At 66.3% G+C, this 21,228-nt stretch carries 14 protein-coding genes; 4 read left to right on the forward strand and 10 right to left on the reverse strand.

The genetic code is table 11. The annotated features are described in order from the left end of the window. Window positions 1–26 precede the first annotated feature (26 nt). The 5 genes from RKE40_RS17885 to RKE40_RS17905 all read right to left on the reverse strand — a co-directional run bounded on the left by RKE40_RS17885 (window position 27) and on the right by RKE40_RS17905 (window position 5,408). Entirely contained in the window at window positions 27–1,463 is a 1,437-nt protein-coding gene (locus tag RKE40_RS17885) for a multicopper oxidase family protein (RefSeq protein WP_316019588.1), read from the reverse strand. Between the two features lie 18 nt (window positions 1,464–1,481). Next, window positions 1,482–2,939, reverse strand: coding sequence for a TolC family protein (locus tag RKE40_RS17890; protein ID WP_316019589.1), 1,458 nt, complete (start codon window positions 2,937–2,939; stop codon window positions 1,482–1,484). Window positions 2,940–2,941: 2 nt separating this feature from the next. Then, window positions 2,942–3,154 (reverse strand): hypothetical protein, encoded by a 213-nt coding sequence (locus RKE40_RS17895; protein WP_316019590.1) that lies wholly within the window; start codon window positions 3,152–3,154, stop codon window positions 2,942–2,944. A gap of 125 nt (window positions 3,155–3,279) precedes the next feature. Next, window positions 3,280–4,656 carry an ATP-binding protein gene (locus tag RKE40_RS17900; protein ID WP_316019591.1) on the reverse strand — a complete coding sequence of 459 codons (1,377 nt, stop codon included), beginning with the start codon at window positions 4,654–4,656 and terminating at the stop codon, window positions 3,280–3,282. Next, window positions 4,653–5,408: a response regulator gene (locus RKE40_RS17905; RefSeq protein ID WP_316019592.1), complete on the reverse strand. Its 756-nt coding sequence runs from the start codon at window positions 5,406–5,408 to the stop codon at window positions 4,653–4,655. Before RKE40_RS17905 ends, RKE40_RS17900 begins: the two co-directional genes overlap by 4 nt. Window positions 5,409–5,630: 222 nt before the next feature. Between RKE40_RS17905 and RKE40_RS17910 the strand changes: the two genes are divergently transcribed. After that, window positions 5,631–6,083, forward strand: a complete 453-nt coding sequence (locus RKE40_RS17910) for an RrF2 family transcriptional regulator (protein ID WP_316019593.1) — start codon at window positions 5,631–5,633, stop codon at window positions 6,081–6,083. A 119-nt stretch (window positions 6,084–6,202) separates the two neighbouring features. Here the strand turns inward: RKE40_RS17910 and RKE40_RS17915 are convergent, their stop codons facing one another. The 3 genes from RKE40_RS17915 to RKE40_RS17925 all read right to left on the reverse strand — a co-directional run bounded on the left by RKE40_RS17915 (window position 6,203) and on the right by RKE40_RS17925 (window position 9,294). Further along, window positions 6,203–7,045, reverse strand: a complete 843-nt coding sequence (locus tag RKE40_RS17915) for a universal stress protein (protein WP_316019594.1) — start codon at window positions 7,043–7,045, stop codon at window positions 6,203–6,205. A gap of 102 nt (window positions 7,046–7,147) precedes the next feature. Beyond that, complete coding sequence (locus RKE40_RS17920) at window positions 7,148–8,170, reverse strand: zinc-dependent alcohol dehydrogenase (protein WP_316019595.1); 1,023 nt, start codon at window positions 8,168–8,170, stop codon at window positions 7,148–7,150. Between the two features lie 527 nt (window positions 8,171–8,697). Next, window positions 8,698–9,294 carry an IMPACT family protein gene (locus RKE40_RS17925; RefSeq protein WP_316019596.1) on the reverse strand — a complete coding sequence of 199 codons (597 nt, stop codon included), beginning with the start codon at window positions 9,292–9,294 and terminating at the stop codon, window positions 8,698–8,700. Window positions 9,295–9,384: 90 nt separating this feature from the next. Between RKE40_RS17925 and RKE40_RS17930 the strand changes: the two genes are divergently transcribed. After that, window positions 9,385–11,094 carry an MFS transporter gene (locus RKE40_RS17930; RefSeq protein ID WP_316019597.1) on the forward strand — a complete coding sequence of 570 codons (1,710 nt, stop codon included), beginning with the start codon at window positions 9,385–9,387 and terminating at the stop codon, window positions 11,092–11,094. A 389-nt stretch (window positions 11,095–11,483) separates the two neighbouring features. Here the strand turns inward: RKE40_RS17930 and RKE40_RS17935 are convergent, their stop codons facing one another. Both RKE40_RS17935 and RKE40_RS17940 read right to left on the reverse strand, forming a co-directional pair. Further along, window positions 11,484–12,164, reverse strand: a complete 681-nt coding sequence (locus RKE40_RS17935) for a L,D-transpeptidase (RefSeq protein ID WP_316019598.1) — start codon at window positions 12,162–12,164, stop codon at window positions 11,484–11,486. Window positions 12,165–12,176: 12 nt separating this feature from the next. Next, window positions 12,177–15,473: an autotransporter family protein gene (locus tag RKE40_RS17940; protein ID WP_316019599.1), complete on the reverse strand. Its 3,297-nt coding sequence runs from the start codon at window positions 15,471–15,473 to the stop codon at window positions 12,177–12,179. A 1,808-nt stretch (window positions 15,474–17,281) separates the two neighbouring features. Between RKE40_RS17940 and RKE40_RS17945 the strand changes: the two genes are divergently transcribed. Together RKE40_RS17945 and RKE40_RS17950 are read left to right on the forward strand one after the other, a co-directional pair. After that, window positions 17,282–19,843 (forward strand): bifunctional acetate--CoA ligase family protein/GNAT family N-acetyltransferase, encoded by a 2,562-nt coding sequence (locus tag RKE40_RS17945; protein ID WP_316019600.1) that lies wholly within the window; start codon window positions 17,282–17,284, stop codon window positions 19,841–19,843. A gap of 322 nt (window positions 19,844–20,165) precedes the next feature. Continuing rightward, on the forward strand, window positions 20,166–21,173 hold the full coding sequence (locus RKE40_RS17950) for a c-type cytochrome (protein ID WP_316019601.1): 1,008 nt from the start codon (window positions 20,166–20,168) through the stop codon (window positions 21,171–21,173). Window positions 21,174–21,228: the final 55 nt, after the last annotated feature.

Genomic DNA, 21,228 nt, shown 5'->3' on the forward strand with positions numbered 1-21,228 from the left:
GGCGTGCTCCGTTTGCGATTGCGCCTTCAGTGATTGGAATGTCCGCCGGTCTTGGCGCCGGAAAGCGGCCTGCCGTCCGGCCCGAGCCTCGGCTTGCGCCGGTCCTTGACGCGCCAGTCGACCGAGGGCGCCCCGCTGTCGGGGCCCTCCGTGCGCGGCGCCTCGGCGAGCTTCGGCCCCTTGTATTCGTAGGCGACGGTGCCTTCGGGGTGCTTGAACCAGCCGGGATCCTTGTAGTCGTTCTTCGCCAGGCCCTCGCGGACCTTCACCACCGAGAACATGCCGCCCATCTCGACCGGGCCGAACTGGGCGAAGCCGGTCATCATCGGCAGGGTGTTCTGGGGGAGTGGCATCTCCATCGAGCCCATCTCGCCCATGCCGTTCGAACCCATCGGCATGTAGCCCGGGGCGATCTTGGCGATGCGCTTGGCGAGGTCCTTCTTGCTGACGCCGATATAGTTCTTCACGTCATGTCCCATCGCATTCATCGTGTGATGCGATTTGTGGCAATGGATCGCCCAGTCGCCGAGCTCGTCGGCGACGAAGTCGAAGGCGCGCATCTGGCCGACGGCGACGTCGATCGAGACCTCGTCCCAGGCAGCGGCGGGATCGACCCAGCCGCCATCCGTGCACGACACCTTGAACTCATAGCCATGCATGTGGATCGGGTGGTTGGTCATCGTCAGATTGCCGAAGCGGATCCGGACCTTGTCGTTCTTGCCGACGACGAAGGGGTCGATGCCCGGGAACACGCGGCTGTTCCAGCACCACATGTTGAAATCGGTCATCTCGTTGACCCGCGGCACATAGGAGCCAGGCTCGATGTCGAAGGCGTTGAGCAGGAAGACGAAGTCGCGGTCGACGCGGCGGAAGGCCGGGTCCTTGGGATGGACGACGAAGAAGCCCATCATGCCCATCGCCATCTGGACCATCTCGTCCGAGTGCGGGTGGTACATGTAGGTGCCGGAGCGCCGCAGCTGGAACTCGTAGACGAAGGTCTTGCCGGCCGGGATATGCGGCTGGTTCAACCCGCCGACGCCGTCCATGCCGTTGGGCAGGCGCTGGCCGTGCCAGTGGATTGTGGTGCTCTCCGGCAGCTTGTTGGTGACGAAGATGCGGACCTTGTCGCCCTCGACCGCCTCGATGGTCGGGCCCGGCGACTGGCCGTTATAGCCCCAGAGATAGGCCTTCATGCCGGGCGACAATTCGCGCTCGACCGGCTCGGCAACGAGATGGAACTCCTTCCAGTCGCCGTTCATGCGCCACGGCAAGGTCCAGCCGTTGAGCGTCGCGACCGGCTGGTAGTCCGGCCCGCTGGTAGGGGTGAGCGGCGCCTGGGTCGATGCCTCCTTCATGGTCGGCGCCTCCGGCACCGAAGCGAAGGCCGTGCGGCCGGAGACGGCGCCGGCCGCGGCGACGACGAGGCCGGACGTGCCGATGAAGCCTCTGCGTGAAATGGTCATGCTGTCGTTCCCCGCTCGCTAGTGACCGCCGGCGCCGCCGGCATCGCCGCCGCTCGCAGCGGCGACGGTGGCCCCGCCTCCGCCCGAGCCGCCGCCGATGACGACATGCTTGAGGTCGGTATGGGCGATCCAGAAGTCCCGCCGTGCATTGATCGCGACGACGTTCGAGAGGATGCGGGCGCGCGCATCGGTGATGAGCTGCGTCACGTCGATCAGCATGCCGCTGTAGTGCAGCAGCGACTCGTCCTGGATGATCTTGCGCAACGGCAGCACATTGTTCTGGTACTGGCGGGCGATGTCATAGGTGGCGCGATAGCCGACATAGGCCTCGCGCGCCTCTGAGCGGATGTTGACCGCCTTCTCAGCCAGCTTGTTGGCCGCCTGCATGTAGTTCTGCTCGGCCTGGACGACCTTCGACTGGCCGAAATCGAAGATCGGGATCTCGATCTCGAGCTCGACGGTGCGGCTGCGGCTGGATTCGCGCTCCACATGGCCATGATCGTTGATGCTGCGGCCGCGGTCATAGGTACGCCGCCCGAGCAGGTCGATGTCATTGACGAAGCGCGTCGCATTGGTCAGGCCGAGCGACTTGGCGAGCACGTCGAGATCGGCACGCGCGACCTGGAGGTCGATGCGCTTGCGCAGCGCTTCGGATTCGATGGCCTTGGCGCTCTGCAGCCGCGGCAGCGGCGGAAGCGTGTTCGGCAGCTTGAACTTGAGGTCATCGCCCCAGAGGCCGAGCATGCGCACCAGCCGCTCGCGCTCCTGGCGCTGCACCAGCCGTGCCTGGGCGAGCTGCGCGCCGAGCTCGGCGTCGAAGGCGTATTCGCGAGCCTGATCGAGCTTGTTGACGCCGCCGGATTCACCGAGCCGCTTGAACAATTCGGAGGCAGCCTCGGCGGAGCCCTTGGCCTGCTCGATGAAGCCGACCTGGGCGCTGGCAGCGACAGCGCGATGGAACTGCCGGCGGGTGTCGGCCGCAAGCGTCATCACGGTCTCGGCCGTGCGCAACTGCTGCGACTGGAAGCGATCGCGGGCGATCTCGGCGCGGAAAGGCAGGGTGACGAGCGCAAACAGGCTGCCGGCGATCTGTCGCTCGATCTCGACCTCGAAGCGGCCCGAGAGCTTGGAGATGCCGAAGACCGGATTCGGCGGCAGGCTCGCTGCGACCATCTGCGCCTCGGCGACGCCCAGTTCGTTGAAGGCGGCCTGCAGGCCACGATTGTTGAGCAGCGCGATCTGCACCGCGGCGTCGGCGGTGAGCGGCTTCTTCAGCAACTGGTCGACGCGCGCCTTCGCGCTGATCGCGCCGGCGACGTCGTTGATCTTGACGACATCCTTGTTGAGTTCGGCGAAAGCGGCATTCCGCGCGACGTCGAGACCGGCATCAGGCGAGAAGGAGGCGCAGCCGCCGAGGAAGGCAGCGAGCGCGAAAGGCAGGCCGCGACGGCCATGGGCTAGGGTCCGCAGCTTCACGATCAATGCCCCTTCGGCGTCACTTGGCGGTTGAGATCCTGCCAACCCTTGGGGTCGACAGGACGCAGTGGCTTGGCGCCGGATACCGCGACATAGGATGGCGCCGCGACGGCGACGCTGGCATCGGCCGGATGGCGGCCGGCGATCGGCGGAACCGTCGCGGTGCAGCCTGCGAGCAGGGCAGAGAATGCGGCGCCGACGGCGACGCGGCGCATCGTGCAAGAACGTCGGAGAGGACGCGGTGGTGGCTCTATCGGCATCGTTCGCTGGCTTTGCTCGGTGAATCAGTGGGCAAAGCGAAACTAGCGAAGCGGCCTCCGGCGCGGTGTTACATATTATTTCAGTGGCTAGGAGCCGCCTCCGCGCCCGGCTGCGGCAGCCAGACCCGCGCCCTCAGGCCACCTTCCGGGCGGTTCTGCAAGGTGACGTCGCCGCCATGGCCGCGTAGCGCGCCGCGGGCGATCGTGAGGCCAAGACCCACGCCGCCGGTCTCGCGACTGCGCGAGGTTTCGAGCCGGACGAACGGCATGAAGACCTGCTCGAGCTGGCTCTCCGGCAGTCCCGGCCCGTCATCGTCAATCAGGATGAGCGCCTCTCCGGCGGCTCGCGACAGGCTGATCCTGACCCGTCCCCCATAGCGCGCGGCATTGTGGACGAGATTGGTCAGGGCGCGCTTCAGAAGCAGGCGCCGGCCGCGCCAGCGCAGCTTGGCCGGCCCTTCGAGCATCACGTCGTGACCGGCATCGAGCGCATCGTCCTTGATCGTCTCCAGCAGGGCCGCAAGGTCGAAATCGCGCAGCGGCTCCTCGCTGCGCTCGCCGCGCAGGAAGGTCAGGCTGGCGTCGAGCATCGCCTCCATCTCGTCGAGATCGGCATCGATCGCGGGGGGCAGCGCCTCGTCCCGGACGCCCTTCGCCTCGCGCAGCTCCTGCGCCCGTAGCCGCAGTCTTGTGAGCGGCGTCTTCAGATCGTGCGAGATCGCCGCCAGCGTCTGGGTGCGCTCATCGATCAGCCGCTTGATCCGGTTCTGCATGTCGTTGAAGGCGCTGGCGAGCTCGCGCACCTCGGCCGGTCCCTCAATCGGCAATTGCGGCGCTTCCGCCCCGACATAGGCGCGGCGGGCGGCATCGGCGAACATGCGCAGCGGCCGCGTCAGCCAGCGCACCATCAGGATCGCGACGAGGACGACGCCGAGCGCCATCAGGCTCGTCGACCAGACGATGCCGTGCATGCTGCCATGCGGCCCGCTGAGCCTTGTGACGCTGAAGTTCACCCAGCCCTGGTCCTGGGCCTTGATCGAGAGCTGGAACTGATGCGAATCGACGCCGCCCTCGGGCAGGCGCGGCGCGGAGAGGATCAGGCGTTCCTGCGCGAGCTCCGGCGCAAGCTCGAGCAGCCTGGCCCGCAACGTCTCGAGCTCGGGACCGGCGTTGGCCCCCGCGCCGCCGGCGGTCAGCTCGGTCGCGCTCCAGTGCACCTCGATCGGCCCGCCCGAGAGCGAATGGGCGATCGTCTCGCGCTCGCCGACCGGCAGCGCCAGCACGGCACGCTTGATGGTGACCAGCCGCTCGGCCAGGCGGCTCTCATTGGCGAGATCGACCTCCGAGCGCAGGCCGACCTGATAGCTCCATAGGCTGAGCAGATGAAACAGGCCGAGCCCCAGCAGCAGGACGATGACGGTGCGCGACTGGATGGTATCGGCGGCACGCCAGTTCATCGGCGCTCGACCTGCGGCAGGAACATGTAGCCGGTGCCGCGCACCGTCTTGATCATGGCGTCGCCGCCGGCATCGGCCTCGATCTTCTTGCGCAGGCGGCTGATCTGCACGTCGACGACACGGTCGAACCCCGTCGCGACACGGTTCTTGGCGATGTCGAGCAGCGCCTCGCGGGTCAGGACCTTTCCCGGCGCCTCGACGAAGGCGCGCAGCATGTCGAATTCGCCGGTGCTGAGATCGACGATGGTGCCGTGCGGGTCGACCAGCTCGCGACGGACGATGTCGAGCGCCCAGCCGGAGAAGGCGTAGGTCCGGACCGGGGTTGCTCCCGCCTGGCTCACCGCCCGGCGGGCCCGCCGGATCAGCGCATTGATCCGCGCCACCAGCTCGCCCGGGCTGAACGGCTTGGCGAGGTAGTCGTCGGCGCCGAGATCGAGCCCGGCGATGCGATCATTCTCCTCGCCTCGCGCCGTCAGCATGATCACCGGGACGGCCGAGCTGCGGCGCAATTCACTGCAGAGGTCGAAACCGGAGGAGCCCGGCAGCATGACGTCGAGCACGATCAGGTCGACCGGCGCGCCCTGCAGGAAATCGTTCATCTCCCGGCCGTTGGCGGCGGCGCTGACGCGATAGCCATTGGCGCGCAGCAGGCGGCTGACCAGGAAGCGGATCTGCGGATCATCGTCGACGACGAGGATATGGGCTTCGGGAGAGCCGAGCGGAGCAGCGCTCGCGGCGGCGGTGTCGGTCACGGCTTGCTGATCCCTGCTCGCCTACGGCGAAAGCCCCTTCTAGCGCGAGCGACCCCGGCTCGATCGTGACAAATTGTTTCAGCCACCGCCACGCCCCACCCTCCCCGTCATCCTGGCGACCCCGGCGGCTCTTTCGACCGGGGCCAACGGGGCTTTGCCTTGTTGCGGTCGGCGAAGTCGATAATATCACCGTTCGATCACAACGCGGCAAGACGGGGCGCCGTGCTCACCAGCAAGGGCAAGTACGGCCTCAAGGCCATCATTCATCTCGCCGGGCTCGAAGCGGGCGCGACCGCGCAGGTCGCCGAGATCGCGCAGAAGAACAACATCTCCAAGAAGTTTCTCGACGCGATCCTGCTCGACCTGCGCAATGCCGGCATGCTGCGCAGCAAGAAGGGGCCGGGCGGCGGCTACGCGCTGGCGAAACCGGCTCGCACAATCATGGTCGGCGCCGTGATCAGGGCGCTCGAGGGACCCGTTGCGCCGATCGCCTGCGCCAGCCGCTCGGCCTACCGCCCTTGCGAAGATTGCAGCGACACCGAAGCCTGCTCGGTGCGCGCCGTGATGGGCGAGGTCCGCGACGCGATCGCCGAAATCGTCGACAACACGACGATCGCCGACCTCGTCCGGCGTTCGCAAGCGGCGGCGCGCGGGGTGAGCGACTACGTGATCTGAGCAACGGCCGTCCCGCCTCTCGGACAAGGAGCCTGCTCCCGGACAGCACGGACGCGAAGCGGCAACCCGCCAGCTGCAGCATCGTTTCGGGAACTCTCCAGTTGGCTCGGAGGGGCCCCTCAGTAGGCGAGGAACAAGGGAACGGGGCTGTTTTCGAGCAGTGAGCGCGTCGTTCCTCCCAGGACGGCCTGGCGAAAGCGCGAATGCACGAAGGCCCCCATGATGACGAGTTCGACCGCGCTGTCGAGGACATGCCGACGCAAAGTCTCGGCCACATCGCCGCCGACCGCCTCAAGGGCCACCAGATCGCTCTTCACGCCATGATGCTCGAGGTAGCCGATCAAGCCGCTGGCAGGCGCGACGCGGCTCAGATCCTTCTCGCCCCCGATGACGACGACGGAGACCGATTGCGCGGCCGCCAGCAGAGGCAGCGCATCGCCGACCGCGCGGGCCGAGCGGGCGCTTCCGTCCCATGCGACCGCGATCCGCTTTGGCGCGGGGTTGCCACCCGTCTTGGGGATCACGATCAAGGGGCGACCGCTGTTGAATAAAGCCTCTTCGATCATGCTGCGATTGTTGCCCAGCAGATCGTCACCCGCATCGAGAACCGTCACGTCCTGCAGCCTCGCCTGTTGGATGAAGCGCTCCGCAAGCTCCTCGAGAGCCAGATCGGGCAGATCGGCGACGCAGGCCAAACCGGCCTCGTCCGCCAAGGCCCTGGCCGCGGCGGCCGCGGCCTCGACAAGTTCACGCCGCCGCTTGTTCTCCTCGGCAACCATGCCGGCGGCAAAGCCGCCGACGACGCTGTACGGCAACGTCACATGCGGGACGATAGCCTGGAATGTCAGGGCCGCCCCGAAATGTCGCGCAAGCCCGACGCCGAAGCGCACGGCAGCCGTCGCCCCGCCACTCTCATCGGCCGGTACCAGCCCGATCAAGACCTTCCTGAAGTCGTGTGCCATCCGTTTTCTCCTGGCAGCGAGACCGGTAACCTCTTCCTTGCGGCGACAGTTTTCTTGCTGCGGCGTGAGACGAACTCCCGCTCAAGCCCGTGCGCGCCCCTGCTACATCCTCATGACGACACGGCCGTCGATCTGGTTCTTCCGCATTCTGTCGAAGATGCCGTTGATGTCCTCCAGCCGCTCGACGGAGTAGTGAACCTTCACTTTCCCCTCCCCGGCGAATTGCAGGCACTCCGCGAGATCGAGGCGCGTGCCGACGATCGAGCCGCGGATCGTCTTCCGCATCAGCACGGTCTCGAAGATGTCGAGATCGAAGGTTCCCGGCGGCAGGCCGACCAGAGCCATGGTTCCGCGCTTCGAGAGCATGCCGAGCGCCTGGCTGAACGCTTTCGGAGAGACGGCGGTCACGAGCACGCCCTGGGCACCGCCGCACAGCGCCTGCACTTCGGCGACCGGGTCGGTTGTCATCGCATTCACCGTGGCCGAAGCGCCCATTTCCCGGGCGAGCGCCAGCTTCTCCTCGGAGATATCGACGGCAATGACATCGAGCCCCATCGCTTTCGCATATTGCACGGCGATGTGCCCGAGCCCGCCAATGCCTGAGATCACCACGGTGTCCCCGGGCTTGGTGTCGGTCTCCTTGAGGCCCTTGTAGACAGTCACCCCGGCGCAGAGGATCGGAGCGGCGGTTTCCCAGCCGAGCGCGTCGGGCAGGTGGCCGACATAGTTGGGGTCGGCCAAGGTGTACTCCGCGAAGCCGCCATTGACCGAGTAGCCGGTGTTCTGCTGCTCGTCGCAGACCGTCTCCCAGCCACCGAGGCAATGCCGGCAATGGCCGCAGGCCGTGTGCAGCCAGGGAACGCCGACGCGGTCACCCTCCTTCACCGCCCTGACCCCTGCGCCGATGGCAACCACGGTGCCGACGCCTTCGTGACCGGCTATGAAAGGCGGCTTGGGTTTGACCGGCCAGTCGCCATCCGCGGCATGGAGGTCGGTATGGCATACGCCCGACGCCTCGATCTTCACCAGGATCTGGCCCTGCCCGACCTCCGGTATCGCGACTTCTTCGATCGACAGCGGTCGCCCGAATTCGCGCACGACCGCCGCCTTCATCGTTCTTGCCATTGCGATGCTCCCTGTCTGCGCCTCGATGAGATCCCGCACCGGTGCGGCGTCGACTGCGATCGCCTCGCAGACAAGGCGCGGCGAAACCGGCCCCCGCGATGCGGCAAAGGACATGGCAACCCTGCGGGCGCGCCTTCGTCCAGAGGCGTGTCCTCTGCGATGCCGGCCTCTACAGCTTCTCCGCTGAAACGCCGCAGTCAACCCGGAGCGGTTTCTCCATCGCGGCAGGCCCCGGGGGCGTGGCACCAGGGCATCGAGGGCAAGCCCGGCCGTCTTCGGGGGCGACGCGGGCAAGTCCGCTGACCACGAGATCTGGATCTGACCGCAGAGCGCGGAAGACAAGCCGGGAGGCTTGAAGCGCTAGATCGACTGCAGGCGCATCGCTGTCATGGGCAACCGCAGTGGCTGCTGCGCCGGACTTTCGACTGCATTCGCTCCTGGCAGCGTCGATCGAGATGTCCACTTCCACGCAAGGGGCAACTTCCGCAGTTCGCGCGCGCTCGCCGCCTGCGGCTGGTCTGCCGTGCTCATCGGCTCCATCCGATCACCGACCGTCCGCTGGTCAGATCCGATAGCAGTCGCTCGACGCCGCCTGCTTCCGATTTGGGCGCCGACACCGACAGGATGGCGCCGCCCTCCGTGAAGGCCTGGACGGCAGCCTGCACGCCTGAAAGAGCGCCCAAACGCGCCTGAACCAGCGCCAGATCGCTAAAGCCGCATGTCACCGTCCCGGAGACCGTCTCGACAAGCGCCTCCTTTTCAGCCTCGCGCAAGCACAGGGCCGCCGTTCCGCCATAGGCACGGATCAAGCCGCCGCTTCCCAGAAGAATGCCTCCGAACCAGCGTGTCACGACAACAACGACGCCATCGAGGCCTTGCCCGTCGATTGCGGCCAGGATTGGCTTGCCGGCGGTCCCGCTGGGCTCGCCGTCGTCGCTGAAGCGGTACCGCTGCCCCAAGCGCCATGCCCAGCAATTGTGATTGGCCGCCCGATCTGACCTCGCCGCAATGAAACTCTTTGCTGCCGCCTCGTCGGCGATGGGACCAGCAACCGCAGCGAAGCGGCTCTTCTTGATCTCCTGCTGACGGCTGGCGATTTCAACGAGAGTAAGGCGTGCAACCATGCGCCCGCATATCACGCCCTGAGATCGTGATCCCCGCAAAAGCGAGGAAGCGCAGCTTCCCATCGCCCGCCGGCATGCTCTAACTGTGACATGCCGCAAGAGCCCGCCACGCAGACCACGGCCGAGACCGCCGAAGCCGACCTGGCCGCCGCGGGCGAAAAGCCTCGCTACGGCCGCTATGCGGTTTTCGCGCCGTTGCGCCAGCCGATTTTCCGTGCGGTCTGGATCGCAAGCCTCGTCTCGAACTTCGGCGGCCTCGTTCAGATGGTCGGCGCCGCCTGGCTGATGACCTCGCTCTCGGATTCGCCGGACATGGTCGCGCTCGTCCAGGCCTCGACCACGCTGCCGGTGATGATGTTCTCGCTGGCCGCCGGCGCGATCGCCGACAACTACGACCGCCGCAGGATCATGCTGACGGCACAGGGCTTCATGCTCGCCGTCTCGGCCATGCTGGCGGTCTTCGCCTGGTATGGGCTGCTCTCGCCCTGGCCGCTGCTTGTCTTCACCTTCCTGCTCGGTTGCGGCAACGCGCTCAACAACCCGGCCTGGCAATCCTCGGTCGGCGACATGGTGCCGCGAGCCGAGGTGCCGGCGGCAGTGACGTTGAACAGCGTCGCCTTCAACATCGCTCGCAGCGTCGGCCCGGCGATCGGCGGCGCCATCGTCGCCGCCTCCGGCGCGGTCGCCGCCTTCGTCGTCAATGCCTTCAGCTATATCGGCCTGCTCGTCGTGCTGGCCCGCTGGCAGCCTCCGCGTGTCGAGCGCGTGCTGCCGCGCGAGACGCTGTGGCTCGCGATGAGCGCCGGTCTCCGCTATGTCGCGATGTCGCCGAACATCCGCGCGGTGCTACTGCGCGCCTTCCTCTTCGGCTTCGGCGGTGTCGTCGGTCTCGCTTTGATGCCGCTTATCGCACGCGATCTGGTGCGCGGCGGCCCGCTGACATTCGGCATCCTGCTCGGAGCCTTCGGCGCCGGCGCGGTCGCTGGCGCTTTCCTCAGCGCCCGGTTGCGCCGCCGCTTCAGCACCGAAACCCTCGTGCGCCTGACCTTCCTGGCCTATGCGGCCGCATCCCTGGTTGTGGGGCTGAGCCCCACCATGTGGCTCACCATGCCGGCGCTTGCTGTCGGCGGCGCCTGCTGGGTGCTGGCGCTCTCGACCTTCAACTCGACGGTGCAGCTGTCGGCGCCACGCTGGGTGGTGGGGCGCGCGCTCGCGCTCTACCAGATGGCTGCCTTCGGCGGCATGGCCGCGGGCAGTTGGGCCTGGGGCTGGGTCACCCTCCATTCCGGCGCCGCCGGCGGCCTCAGCGCGGCGGCGGTCGCGCTCGTCTTCGGCGCGGCCGTCGGGCTGCGCTATCAGCTGCCGCCACTCGAGGCGCTCAATCTCGATCCGCTCGGCCGCTGGCGAAAGCCCGAGGTCGCGGTCGATATCGAGCCGCGCAGCGGCCCGGTCTTCGTCACCATCGAATGGCGGATCAGGCAGGAGGATGTGGTCGAGTTCCTGAAGGCGATGGAGGAACGCCGGCGCATCCGCCGCCGCGACGGCGCCCGCCACTGGTCGCTGCTGCGCGATCTGACCGATGCCGAGCTCTGGATCGAGCGCTACGACAGCCCGACCTGGGTCGAATATGTCCGCCAGGCCCAGCGCGTCACCCAGGCCGACGCCGAAATCGGCGACCGGGTCAGGGGCCTGCATATCGGGCCCGAGCCGCCGGTCGTGCACCGCATGGTCGAGCGTCAGACCGGCGTGCTGCCGCGCGAGGTGCTGCGCGCGCGCCGGCAGGCGCAGGCGTCGCCCTGAGCGGCAGCGCCGGCGCTCAAGGCGACGATCCAAGCCCGCCTCCCCGACGCGAGGCGCGTTTCACCGGAGCAGCTCAAACGATCCGATGTGGGCGGCACCTTTGCGAGCTTCGGCGCGAATCCGTGCACAGCGAGCTCATCCCTGGGATCACTCGCTGCTGGCGATGTCAGTGGTTTCTCATGCGCATCCAGGTCCGGCGCCGCTTGCGCGCCCCTGCCCGATCAAACGAACCGCCTCGATCTCCAACTCACGCCCAAACTTCCAGTCGCTGGATATGCCACGCCCGGCTTCATGAGATATCCAATCGCGGTATCCACCCAACCGGCAGCAGGCCATTCGTCAATTCGAAGTGAGCGAGATCGAAGGGCCGATGCGGCAGGCTTGTCCCATCACGGGACCACGACCTTCATGCCAACATGAACCTGGTCGTAAAGCGCGATCACGTCCTCGTTGAACATGCGAATGCAGCCGGAAGAGGCCTGGGTACCGATCGTCCAGGGCTCGCTGGTGCCATGGATGCGGTAGAGCGTGTCACGCCCATTCCGGTAAAGATAAAGCGCCCGCGCGCCCAGCGGATTATCGTCGCCCGGCGGAATGCGCGCCGGGATTCCGGGCGCGTCGCGCCGCATCTCATCCGTGGGGTACCAGGCGGGCCAGCGCGCCATCCGGCCTACCGTCGCGCTGCCCTTCCAGGCATAGCCGCTGGTCCCGACGGCGATGCCGTAGCGCAGAGCCTGATCCCTGCTCCGGCTCAGATACAGATGTCTTCCGGCGGTATCGATCAGAATGCTTCCCGGCTCCTGACCGGTGACGTTTGCCACGATGGTCGGTCGCAAGGTGGGCTCGAACCGCTCGCGATTGACGCGACGCACGGGAAACGGCTCGCCAGGCACGAACCACCCATCTCTGCCACGGGGACGCTCGGTATCCGCTTGGCATCCCGCCAGCGGCAGAGCTAACGCTCCGCCGAAGGCCGCTTCGATCCAGCGGCGGCGCGACAACCCGGAGGACGCTGCGCTACCGCAAGGCAGTCCCGGCGATTGCGCACCGCGTTCCGATTTGTCGGTCACACCGCCGCCCAGTTACCAGACGACCTTGATGCCGGCGCGGCCGCCCAGGCTCGTCCCCTTGCCCTGGTCGAGCGCGAAGTTGTAGTCGGCCGTGGCGAAGAGGCTGACATTGCTCGTCACCTGACTGGCGACGCCGAGCCCGACCTGGCCCCACGTACCGCCAAGGCTCGTCCCGAGAGTCACCGGGTTGAGCCCCTGCAGGCTGGCGAAGCTGGTCTTGGCGTCGTCCCCGAAGCTATGCCAGACATTGGCCCGGGCCCAGGTTGTGATCGGGCGTCCGCTGTCGAGGGTCCAGGATTTCGTCAGCCGGCCGCCGAGGCGGCCATAGAGCGTGTCGGTGTCGTCATAGCTGATCCGGCCGAAGCGGTCGGCAGCGCCATCGATCGAGATGCGCTGGTAGATCAGCTGAGCCTGCGGCTCGATCGTCCAGCCGGCACCGAGCGCAATCGGGTAGCCGCCTTCGAGCGAGGCTGCGAAACCCCACCCGTCAGTGCTCAGCGTCTCACCCAGTACCGAGCGCGCCCGGATTTGATCGTACCAGGTGGCCTGCACCACCGCATCGACATACCAGCCGGAAGCTCCCTTTCGCGTCCAATAGGCTCCGACGGAATAGCCGTCCATGGAGGTCGAGCCCGCCTTGCCGCCCAGGACCGCCCTGACATCGCTCTCGATCCGGCCGAAGCCGACGAAGAGGCCAGCGATGTCGCGCATGCCACTGTCGTATTGCTTGCGATAGAGGTCCATTCCGACCTGAAAGCCGCCGAGATCGTAATCGTAGGACGGGCCGTTCTGAAGGAACTTGCCGAGCATCCCGAACTGACCGCCCCGGTTGCCGTAACCGACCGAGCCGGTCTCACCGAAGACACGACCCCAGCCTGCGAAACGGCGGCCTCCTTCGCCGGTCGCCGCATCGGCATAGGCGGCATTCTGCTCGGCCGTCGGCAGGCAGCGGAAGTTGCGGGCCGGATCCTTGCACCAGATTGGCGCGACCGGCGCCGGCTGCGGCAGGGCATCGGGGTAATCCTCGCCTGCCCGATCATGATAGCTGCCGAGCATCGCGAGCCCCAGTCGGCTCGCCAGCGCCGGCACAACCATGTCGACGGGAACCTCGACACGATGGTTCGGCGTCGGAGTCGGCGTGGGAGTGGGGGTCGGCGACGGGGGGACCGGCGGCACGGGCGCCGGCGGCTCTGGCGAGGGGGGCGTTGGTGTAGGCGGTACCGGTGTCGGCGGCGTGGGCGTAGGCGGTTCGACGGTGTTCCGCAGGTACCAATTGCCATCGGCAGAATCCCCGCCAACGCCGTTGTGATAGAGCAGATACTCGTAGGCTCCGCTCGCCACGCGACTGCCCAGCACGAAGGCGTCCCCGGCCGAAGCGGTCTTGTTGCGTACCTCGACCAGCGCGATGCCGTTGCCGAGGGTGAGCGCGCCAGCCGAAGCCGGATCGGCGGTGATCAGGATTCGCGTAGCGCCTCCAGGACCCGTCTGGGTCGAGTCGACGATCAGCATGTCAGAGTAGCTGTTGGTTTGGCCCCCGGGCGGAATGCCGGAGTTGAGCACGGTGTTGAGCAGGAGCTGGCCGCCATTGGAGATGTAGACGCCATTGCCAGCTTGGGGCACTCCGCCAACCACACCGGGGCCACCGGTAATGAAGAGCGTATTGCCGGTGACCGTGCCCCTCAGATCGATGACGCCGGCATTGCTGAAGCGCTCGAGATTGACCATCTGGCCCTGGAGCAGGCCCGCACGCGTGAAATCGTAGAAACTGGCCTCCAGCGCCCTGCTGTCGATGCCGGTCGTCGGGCGGTAGTAGCCGGCCGGATCTGTCGCGGCTGCCGCTGCGACCGGAGCAAGCCGCACCACACCATTGGTCTCGTTGAGAAACAGGTCGTTGCCGGCGCCGAAATCGGAAATCGCAACGCGCTTGGTGTCACGGATGCCATCGCCATTGGTATCGGCGAAGTGGCGCATGTCGAAGGAAGTGGGCGTCAAGTTCCTGAAGGTCGCATCGCCGGCACCGAGCTGGATGAAACCGGTGACATTGCCGTTGTTGACGATGCTCAGCGGCCCGAGCGCGCCGATGCCGAAGCGATCGAGCTCGACGATGGCGCGATCCGACAAGGCGCCCACTGCGCCATTGTTCGTCAACGTGGTTCCCGTCCCGCGGGATCCAAGCGCGATTCCGCTGGCGGGCACGCCGCTCAGCCCGACGCTCGCCAGATCGGATTGCCAGCCGCCGGACACGCTGCCCCCGGCACCGATCGTTACATCCGCGCGGTTGCCGAACGCATAGATACCGGCCGAGAAGTTTCCGCTGGCATTCAACGCACCCGCGCTGGTCACGGTCACGGCTCCGACCGTGGTGCCGGCTACGCTTGCCTGAAGGCCGTTGCTGTTGGCGCCCGTCGTGGTCACAGACCCTTGATTGGAGATCGTGACCGCACCCGCGGCCCCGGTCGAGGTGCTCGTCGCGGTGGCGACGATGCCGTGACTCTGGCTGCCCGCGGTCGCAATGCTGTTGCTGCTCGTGATGGAAATCGCGCCGGAGGCATTCGCGCCATTGGTCAAAGTGTCGATGATGATGCCGCTGCTGTTGTTGCCTGACGTCGTGATCGGGCCCGAATTGGTGATGGTGACGCTTCCGAGCCTGGCATCCCCCCGGATGCCGGCGGCACGGGGTCCCGACGTGATGATCGCAGCCCCGGTCGTCAGGCCGATCGTGCCGACACCAAGGGTCGTCACGTAAATTCCGGAGTTCGGCCTCAGCGCGTTGTTCGCACCCGCGATGGTATTGTCCAGATTTATCGTGAGGCCGGATCCGACATTTCCGCTGATGTTTCCGCCAGCGGCGAGAGAATCGATCAGTATCCCGTTGCCGCCCTTGACGTTGACCGTGCCGGACGCGTCCGGCATGTTCAGCGTGGCGTTTCCGCCGCCATGCGTCGTGGTCTCGATGCCATCGTTGTCGTCGGTATTCGTCACAAGGCTGTTGACAGTGATCGTCCCGGATATGTTCGTTGTGGCACTTCCGGTTCCACGAACATTTGTCTCAACGGACGTTCCATTCGCAGTCGTCACGGAATTGGTTCCCGTCATCGTCAGCGTACCGCTTCCGGCCGAACTGAACGACGATATCAGCATGTACACACCGATGGACGGGTATGTTGTATTGTTATTTATGACTGTCGTATCGCTGACAGCCGCCGTCCCCGAGGCAGCATTTCCGGTAACTTCCGCGAGAATACCGTTGTGGACCACAGCCGCATTCGGGACGGTTATCGTCGCCGGGCCGGTCATCGTGAAATTCACGGCGCCCGCGCTGGTGCACGTTACCTCACCGGTATAATTGCCCGGTCCGTTGGTGCAGGCGGCCCATGATGGCGACGGAAAGAGACTGGAGTATGCAGCAATTGCAGAGAGACTCGTCGCACCCAGAAAGGTAATCGTTTTTAGTCCCTTGATTACTTCACTGCTGCAGCTCCGCATCGCATATCTCCCTGGATTATAGTCACAGAGGGTTGAATCAGCAGGCAAGAACCTCAGAATGCGTTTTGTCTCGGATCTGACCGACAAGGTGTTTCAAGAGCAGGGATTACTGACGAAACGAGATGGTCCGCGGGATCTAAATTCGATTCATCTTGCAACCGCGTTGACCGAGAGGCATCGCCGAGCCATGCGACGGCGCAATGCAAAGGAGGTTTTCGTGAGAACAACGCGGCAGATGACAGACATGTGGCAGCCCTGCGTTTCGCGCTCGTTGTGAACGGGCATCTATTCAGGCGCAGGTACAGGCGAAATCAGGATGGCGCCAAGTGAGGCGCCCTTGTTAGCGTGAGCTCTTGAAAGCGCACCCGCGTCGGCCTAGGCTGATCGAGCGGCCTTCCGAGACGTGAAAAGCCCGACGCGCTCGCCCTCGAAACACGCACATGGGAATGGCAGCGCGGCGGTTGCCCAGCCGGATGCACATGCCTTGGGAGTCTGGGATGGGGCTGCTCATGCCCCCCGTACCGCCAGCCAGGACATGGCCTGGCCGGGCGCTCAGCATATTCTTGTCGCCAGTCGTCGAAATCTTGAGGCCGAAATCCGTCGCCTTGAAAGCCATGACGCCTCCACAGGTTGTTTCGAACTGCCGGAGCCTTAGAATTCGGTGCCTTCCGCCAAAACCAACAACGAATCACCGAGATTAAAGATTTGAAATCACAGGACGTCAAGGTCTTGCGAACAGAGCATACTGCCCTTCGGCAGGGTTTCGGTGTCCTATTTTTATCTATCGATTTCTCCAGATGCTTCGCCCGTATCAATCAGTTTACGCCGTTAGTAATAATTTCTTAGTTTTAAGGCTCTGGACGATGCGCAGGTCGCTGCCGGGTGTTCACAAGCGCGTGACCGCGCCCCGCAGGTGACCGCTGCGAACGAGCGATAAGCAGTCCGGCGATGGCCACTCAACTTGCGGCGGAGCCCCCCCGCGCCCACGGGCGAATCGAAGCAAATCGAGGAACGCCCAGCGAAAGCAAAAGCTGCGGACCAAAATGGACAAAGAGATCAGGAGCGCTTCGACGTATTCTCGTAACGTGCGGAGCCCTGTCGCTCTGCGTCGTGATCGCGAGCTGCCCTCGCCGCCGGTGAGGCAGAGAGGGACAGGCTGGCACGCAAGAGTACTGGCCCGGAAGCACTGATCGACCTCACGAAGGGCAGTCAGCACGACGGCGGGTTTGATCGCGAGATCGGCCCGATTGGCTGCTCGCTTGGCGACTGACGTGTTTGCTGCGGCATCGTCATGGGTGCCCGCTCCGCCCAGCCATCGGAGAGAAGAGGTCAGCGACGCACTCCCCGACCATGACATCTTCACCCTGTCGGCGCTTATGATGGTGATGGGCATCTATCGATGGTGGGCAGGGGCTTGCCGGTGATAGTCTGCCGCAATGCGCAATCCGCGGCGATCCTACTGGCACGATGGCTCAGCCGGCAATCAGCGAATGAATTGTCCGTGCAATCCAGCGCAAAGAGCGGAGGTTGCCGCGTGCTAGTCAGTTCCGGCCAAGCGTCTGGGAAGGGCGCTAGCCGGTTCGCCGAGAATCGTATCCGCTGACTTCCTTCGGCACGGAAATCCCCGAACCATGACGCTCGCCCTGCTCAGACGCGCGCTTGAACCCGCCAGGATCACGGTGATCGCCGGCTGTCTCAAGGCAGAGCTGCTGGCCAGCCAGATCCGCTCGGGGTCCTATCGCGGCGCGCTCACCGTGCTTCCAGACGTGGACGCCCTTCCTGCGCTTGCGCCGTCCGATCTTCTCATCGCGTCCGTCGCGGTCGCGGAGCAGGTGATGGCAGCTGCGGCAGGGCGCGATTGTGCCGGGCTCCTCGTGCCCGATGGGGAAGCCGCCGATGGCGAGCGTCTGCGGAGCGCGGCAGAGGCCGGCGGCATGCGACTGATCGGGCCGGACTCGCTCGGTCTCGCCGCGCCCCGTCTCGGCCTCAATGCGACGGCCGTCCCCGTGCAGCTGGCCGCTGGCTCTGTCGCGCTCATTGCGCAGTCCAATTCCGTGGCGGCCGGGATACTGGCCTGGGCCGCGCGGCGGGGTATCGGTCTCTCCGGTGTGGTGACCCTGGGCGGAAGCGCCGATGTCGACATCGCCGACGCGCTCGATCATTTCACGGCCGACCCGTCGACACGCACCATCCTGCTGACGATCGACGCCGTCACCGATGCCCCGCGCTTCCTGTCTTCGGCCCGCGCCGCGGCACGGCTCAAGCCAGTGCTGGTCCTGAAGCCGCCGCGCCTGGAGCCGCCATGGCCCGCCCTGACGCATTCAGCCCTGATCGTGACCAGCGATGCCGCGCACGACGCGGCCTTTCACCGCGCCGGCCTGCTGCGGGTCGACGATCTCGACGAGCTCTTTGCGGCTGCCGAGACGCTCGGGCGCGCCCGCGCCGCCGATTCCGGCCGGCTGGCGATCGTCAGCAATGGCGATGGGCTGGCGGCGCTCGCAGCCGCCCGGATGAGGCAAGCCGCCGGCACGGAGCAGAGGCTCCCGGAGCCGGAGATCGTGCGGACGGCGCAGGACTACCGGGAGGCGGTCTCCCGCCTTCTGGCCCGGAACGATGTCGACGCGGTCCTGGCGCTCAACGCGCCGCTTGCGCCCGACGATTCCGGGGATTGCGCCCGCGCCGTGGCCGAGGCCCACGCGGCACCAGCGTTTCGGAAGCCGGTTCTGGCGGTGTGGGTCGGCGGCGGGGAAGAGATTTCGCGGTTCTTCGCATCGGCCGGCATCCCCTCCTTCGCGACAGAGCAGGCGGCGATCGTCGGCTTCGAGCATCTGACCCGGCACGCAAGGCTGCTCAAGGAGCTGATGGCGACGCCACCCGCGCTCGACGAGAGCGATCAGCCCGACATCGATGCCGCCGCCGCGCTGGTCGATCGGGCCATCGCCCAGGGCCGCGCCTGGCTGGAGCCGGACGAGGTCACGCAGCTGCTCGTTCTGTTCCGAATTCCGACGCTGGGGCTGGTGATCGCGGCCGATGCCACAGCGGCCGCCGAAGCGGCCAGGGCACAGTTCGCGGCCGGTCGCACCGTCGCACTCAAGATCGTCTCGCCCGATGTGGCGCACAAATCGGATGTCGGCGGGGTCGAACTCGAACTCGCCAATGAGCAGGCAGTCCGGGACGCCGCGGATCGTATGGCCGAGCGCCTGCGGCAGCTGCGGCCGGAAGCCCGGCTTGCCGGATTTCTCGTGCAGCCCATGGCGCACCGCGCCAAGGCGCGAGAGTTGATCGCGGGCTTTTCGGTCGACCCGTGCTTCGGGCCGGTGATCGTTTTCGGCCGCGGCGGCACGGCGGCCGAGCTCATCGCCGATACGCAGGTGGCGCTGCCGCCGCTGGACCTCGCCTCGGCCGAGAGCCTGATCGCCCGGACGCGGGTTTCCCGCATCCTCGCCGCCTATCGCGATGTTCCTGCTGCCGACCGGCGCGCGATCGCCGAGGTCCTCGTCGCGGTGGGCAACATCGCCTCGGCGCTTCCCCAGATCCGCGCGATGGACCTCAACCCGATCCTTGCCGATGCCGGCGGCGTCGTCGCGGTCGACGCGCGTGTCGTGCTCGAGCCTGACCCGGCCCGCCGCCGTCGTCCGGCGATCCGGCCCTACCCGAACAGCTGGACGCGGCGGCTTGCGCTGGGCGAGCGGCGCTTCTTCATCCGCCCGATGAAGCCGGAGGACGAACTGCTGATCGGCGCGATGCTGGCGCGCGTCACCGCGGAGGACCTCAGACTGCGGTTCTTCGCGCCGCTGAAGACCTTCAGCCACGCCTTCCTCGCCCGCCTCACCCAGCTCGACTACGCCCGGGAGATCGCATTCATCGCCATCGAGGAAGACAGCGGCGAAGCGGCCGGCGCCGTCCGGCTCCATGCCGCGCCCGGGCACGCCGAGGCGGAGTACGCGATTCTGCTGCGCTCCGATCTGAAGGGCATCGGGCTCGGCCGCGCGCTGATGGAGCTGATCATCGACTGGGCCAAGGCCGAGAAGGTGCAGCGCGTCCATAGCCAGGTCCTGGCGGAGAATGGGCCGATGCTCGCGCTCTGCCGAGACCTCGGCTTCGAGATCACGGCCGATCCCGACGATATTTCGACCAAGCACGTTGCGCTGGACCTGCACGCCTTGGGGAGCTCCCGGCCGGCCGAGCCCTGAAATTCAGGATGCCGACGATCGGCAGGGCTGAGTACCGATGTTGTTCGACCGAGGCCGAAGCGCTGCGCCTGTTCTACTTTTGGGCATTGGCAAAAAGCCCAGCTGAAGAAACTCTTCTCAAAGCAGCAGTAGAACGTGCTCGATTGGACGGTCTGCTGCCGGCAACGAAAGACTGCCGGCGCTCTTGTGAGATCGCAAGGGCAGCCTCGCCACCAGGACAAGGGCCTAGCCTTACCCCATGATCCGCCCCGACAGCTTCACCCCGTCAGGACTTATAACCTCCGTCGTGCGGACAGACGCAGCCTCCATCGATGGTGAGATCATGACCAGCCGCTTCGTCACATGCGCGCGCCTTATGTCCGGCATCGGCCTTGCCGCAGCCTGGGCGCTACTTGCCTGCACGGGCGCCTTCGCTCAGCAGCAGCCCTCCGACTGGATCGTCCCGGACGTGACGACGCTATCGGACAGTCCTGCCGATCGATTGATCAGAAAAGGCCGCGAACTCGTCGTCGCCACCCCATCCTTGATCGGGCCGAACGTCGGCGATGCCAGCACGCGCTATGCCGGCAACAACCTGTCCTGCAGCAACTGTCATCTCTCAGCCGGCACGCGCAAGTTCGGCTTGCCGTTGTTCGGCCTGGCTCACCTGTTTCCGCAGTACAGCGCTCGCAAGGGCGGCGAAATCACGATAGAGGACCGCGTCAACTCCTGCATGACCCGGAGCCTGAACGGTCGCGAAATGCCCGATTCCGCGCCCGAGATGCGCGCGCTCGTCGCCTATATCGACTTCCTCTCCACCAACGTCGCGAAGGGCGAGACATTGCCCGGTCTTGGCGCGGGATCGATGCCCGAACTGGCGCGCGCGGCCGATCCGGCGCGGGGCAGCACCATTTTCCGGGACGCCTGCGCAGCCTGCCACGGCAATGACGGTCTCGGCGTCAGACGAAGCCTGCCCACGACCGATCTCGGCTACCTGGTGCCGCCGCTCTGGGGCGCGGACAGCTTCAACAACGGCGCCGGCATGGCCAGGCTGAGCGTTGCGGCGAACTTCGTCCACTTCAACATGCCGCACGGGACTGACTATGCCAGCCCGCGCCTGTCCGTAGAGGACGCCTGGGACGTCGCGGCGTTCATGCTGTCCCATAAGCGGCCGGTGAAACCGGGGCTGGAACGCGACTTTCCCGATCTGCTCCTGAAACCGGTCGACGCGCCCTACGGCCCCTATGCCGACGGCTTCAGCGTCGATCAGCATCGCTACGGACCGTTCGGGCCGATACGGCAGGCGATAGACAAGATGAAGCAGAGCCCGTCACCCGCTGCGCCGCGCTAGGTCGTGAGCGGCAGCCGGATTGCAGGCCTCTGAGTGCGGTGAGCCAGCGGTGCGC

Origin of the sequence: Allobosea rubneri (genome assembly GCF_032464875.1) — a bacterium.
GTDB lineage: Bacteria > Pseudomonadota > Alphaproteobacteria > Rhizobiales > Beijerinckiaceae > Allobosea > Allobosea rubneri.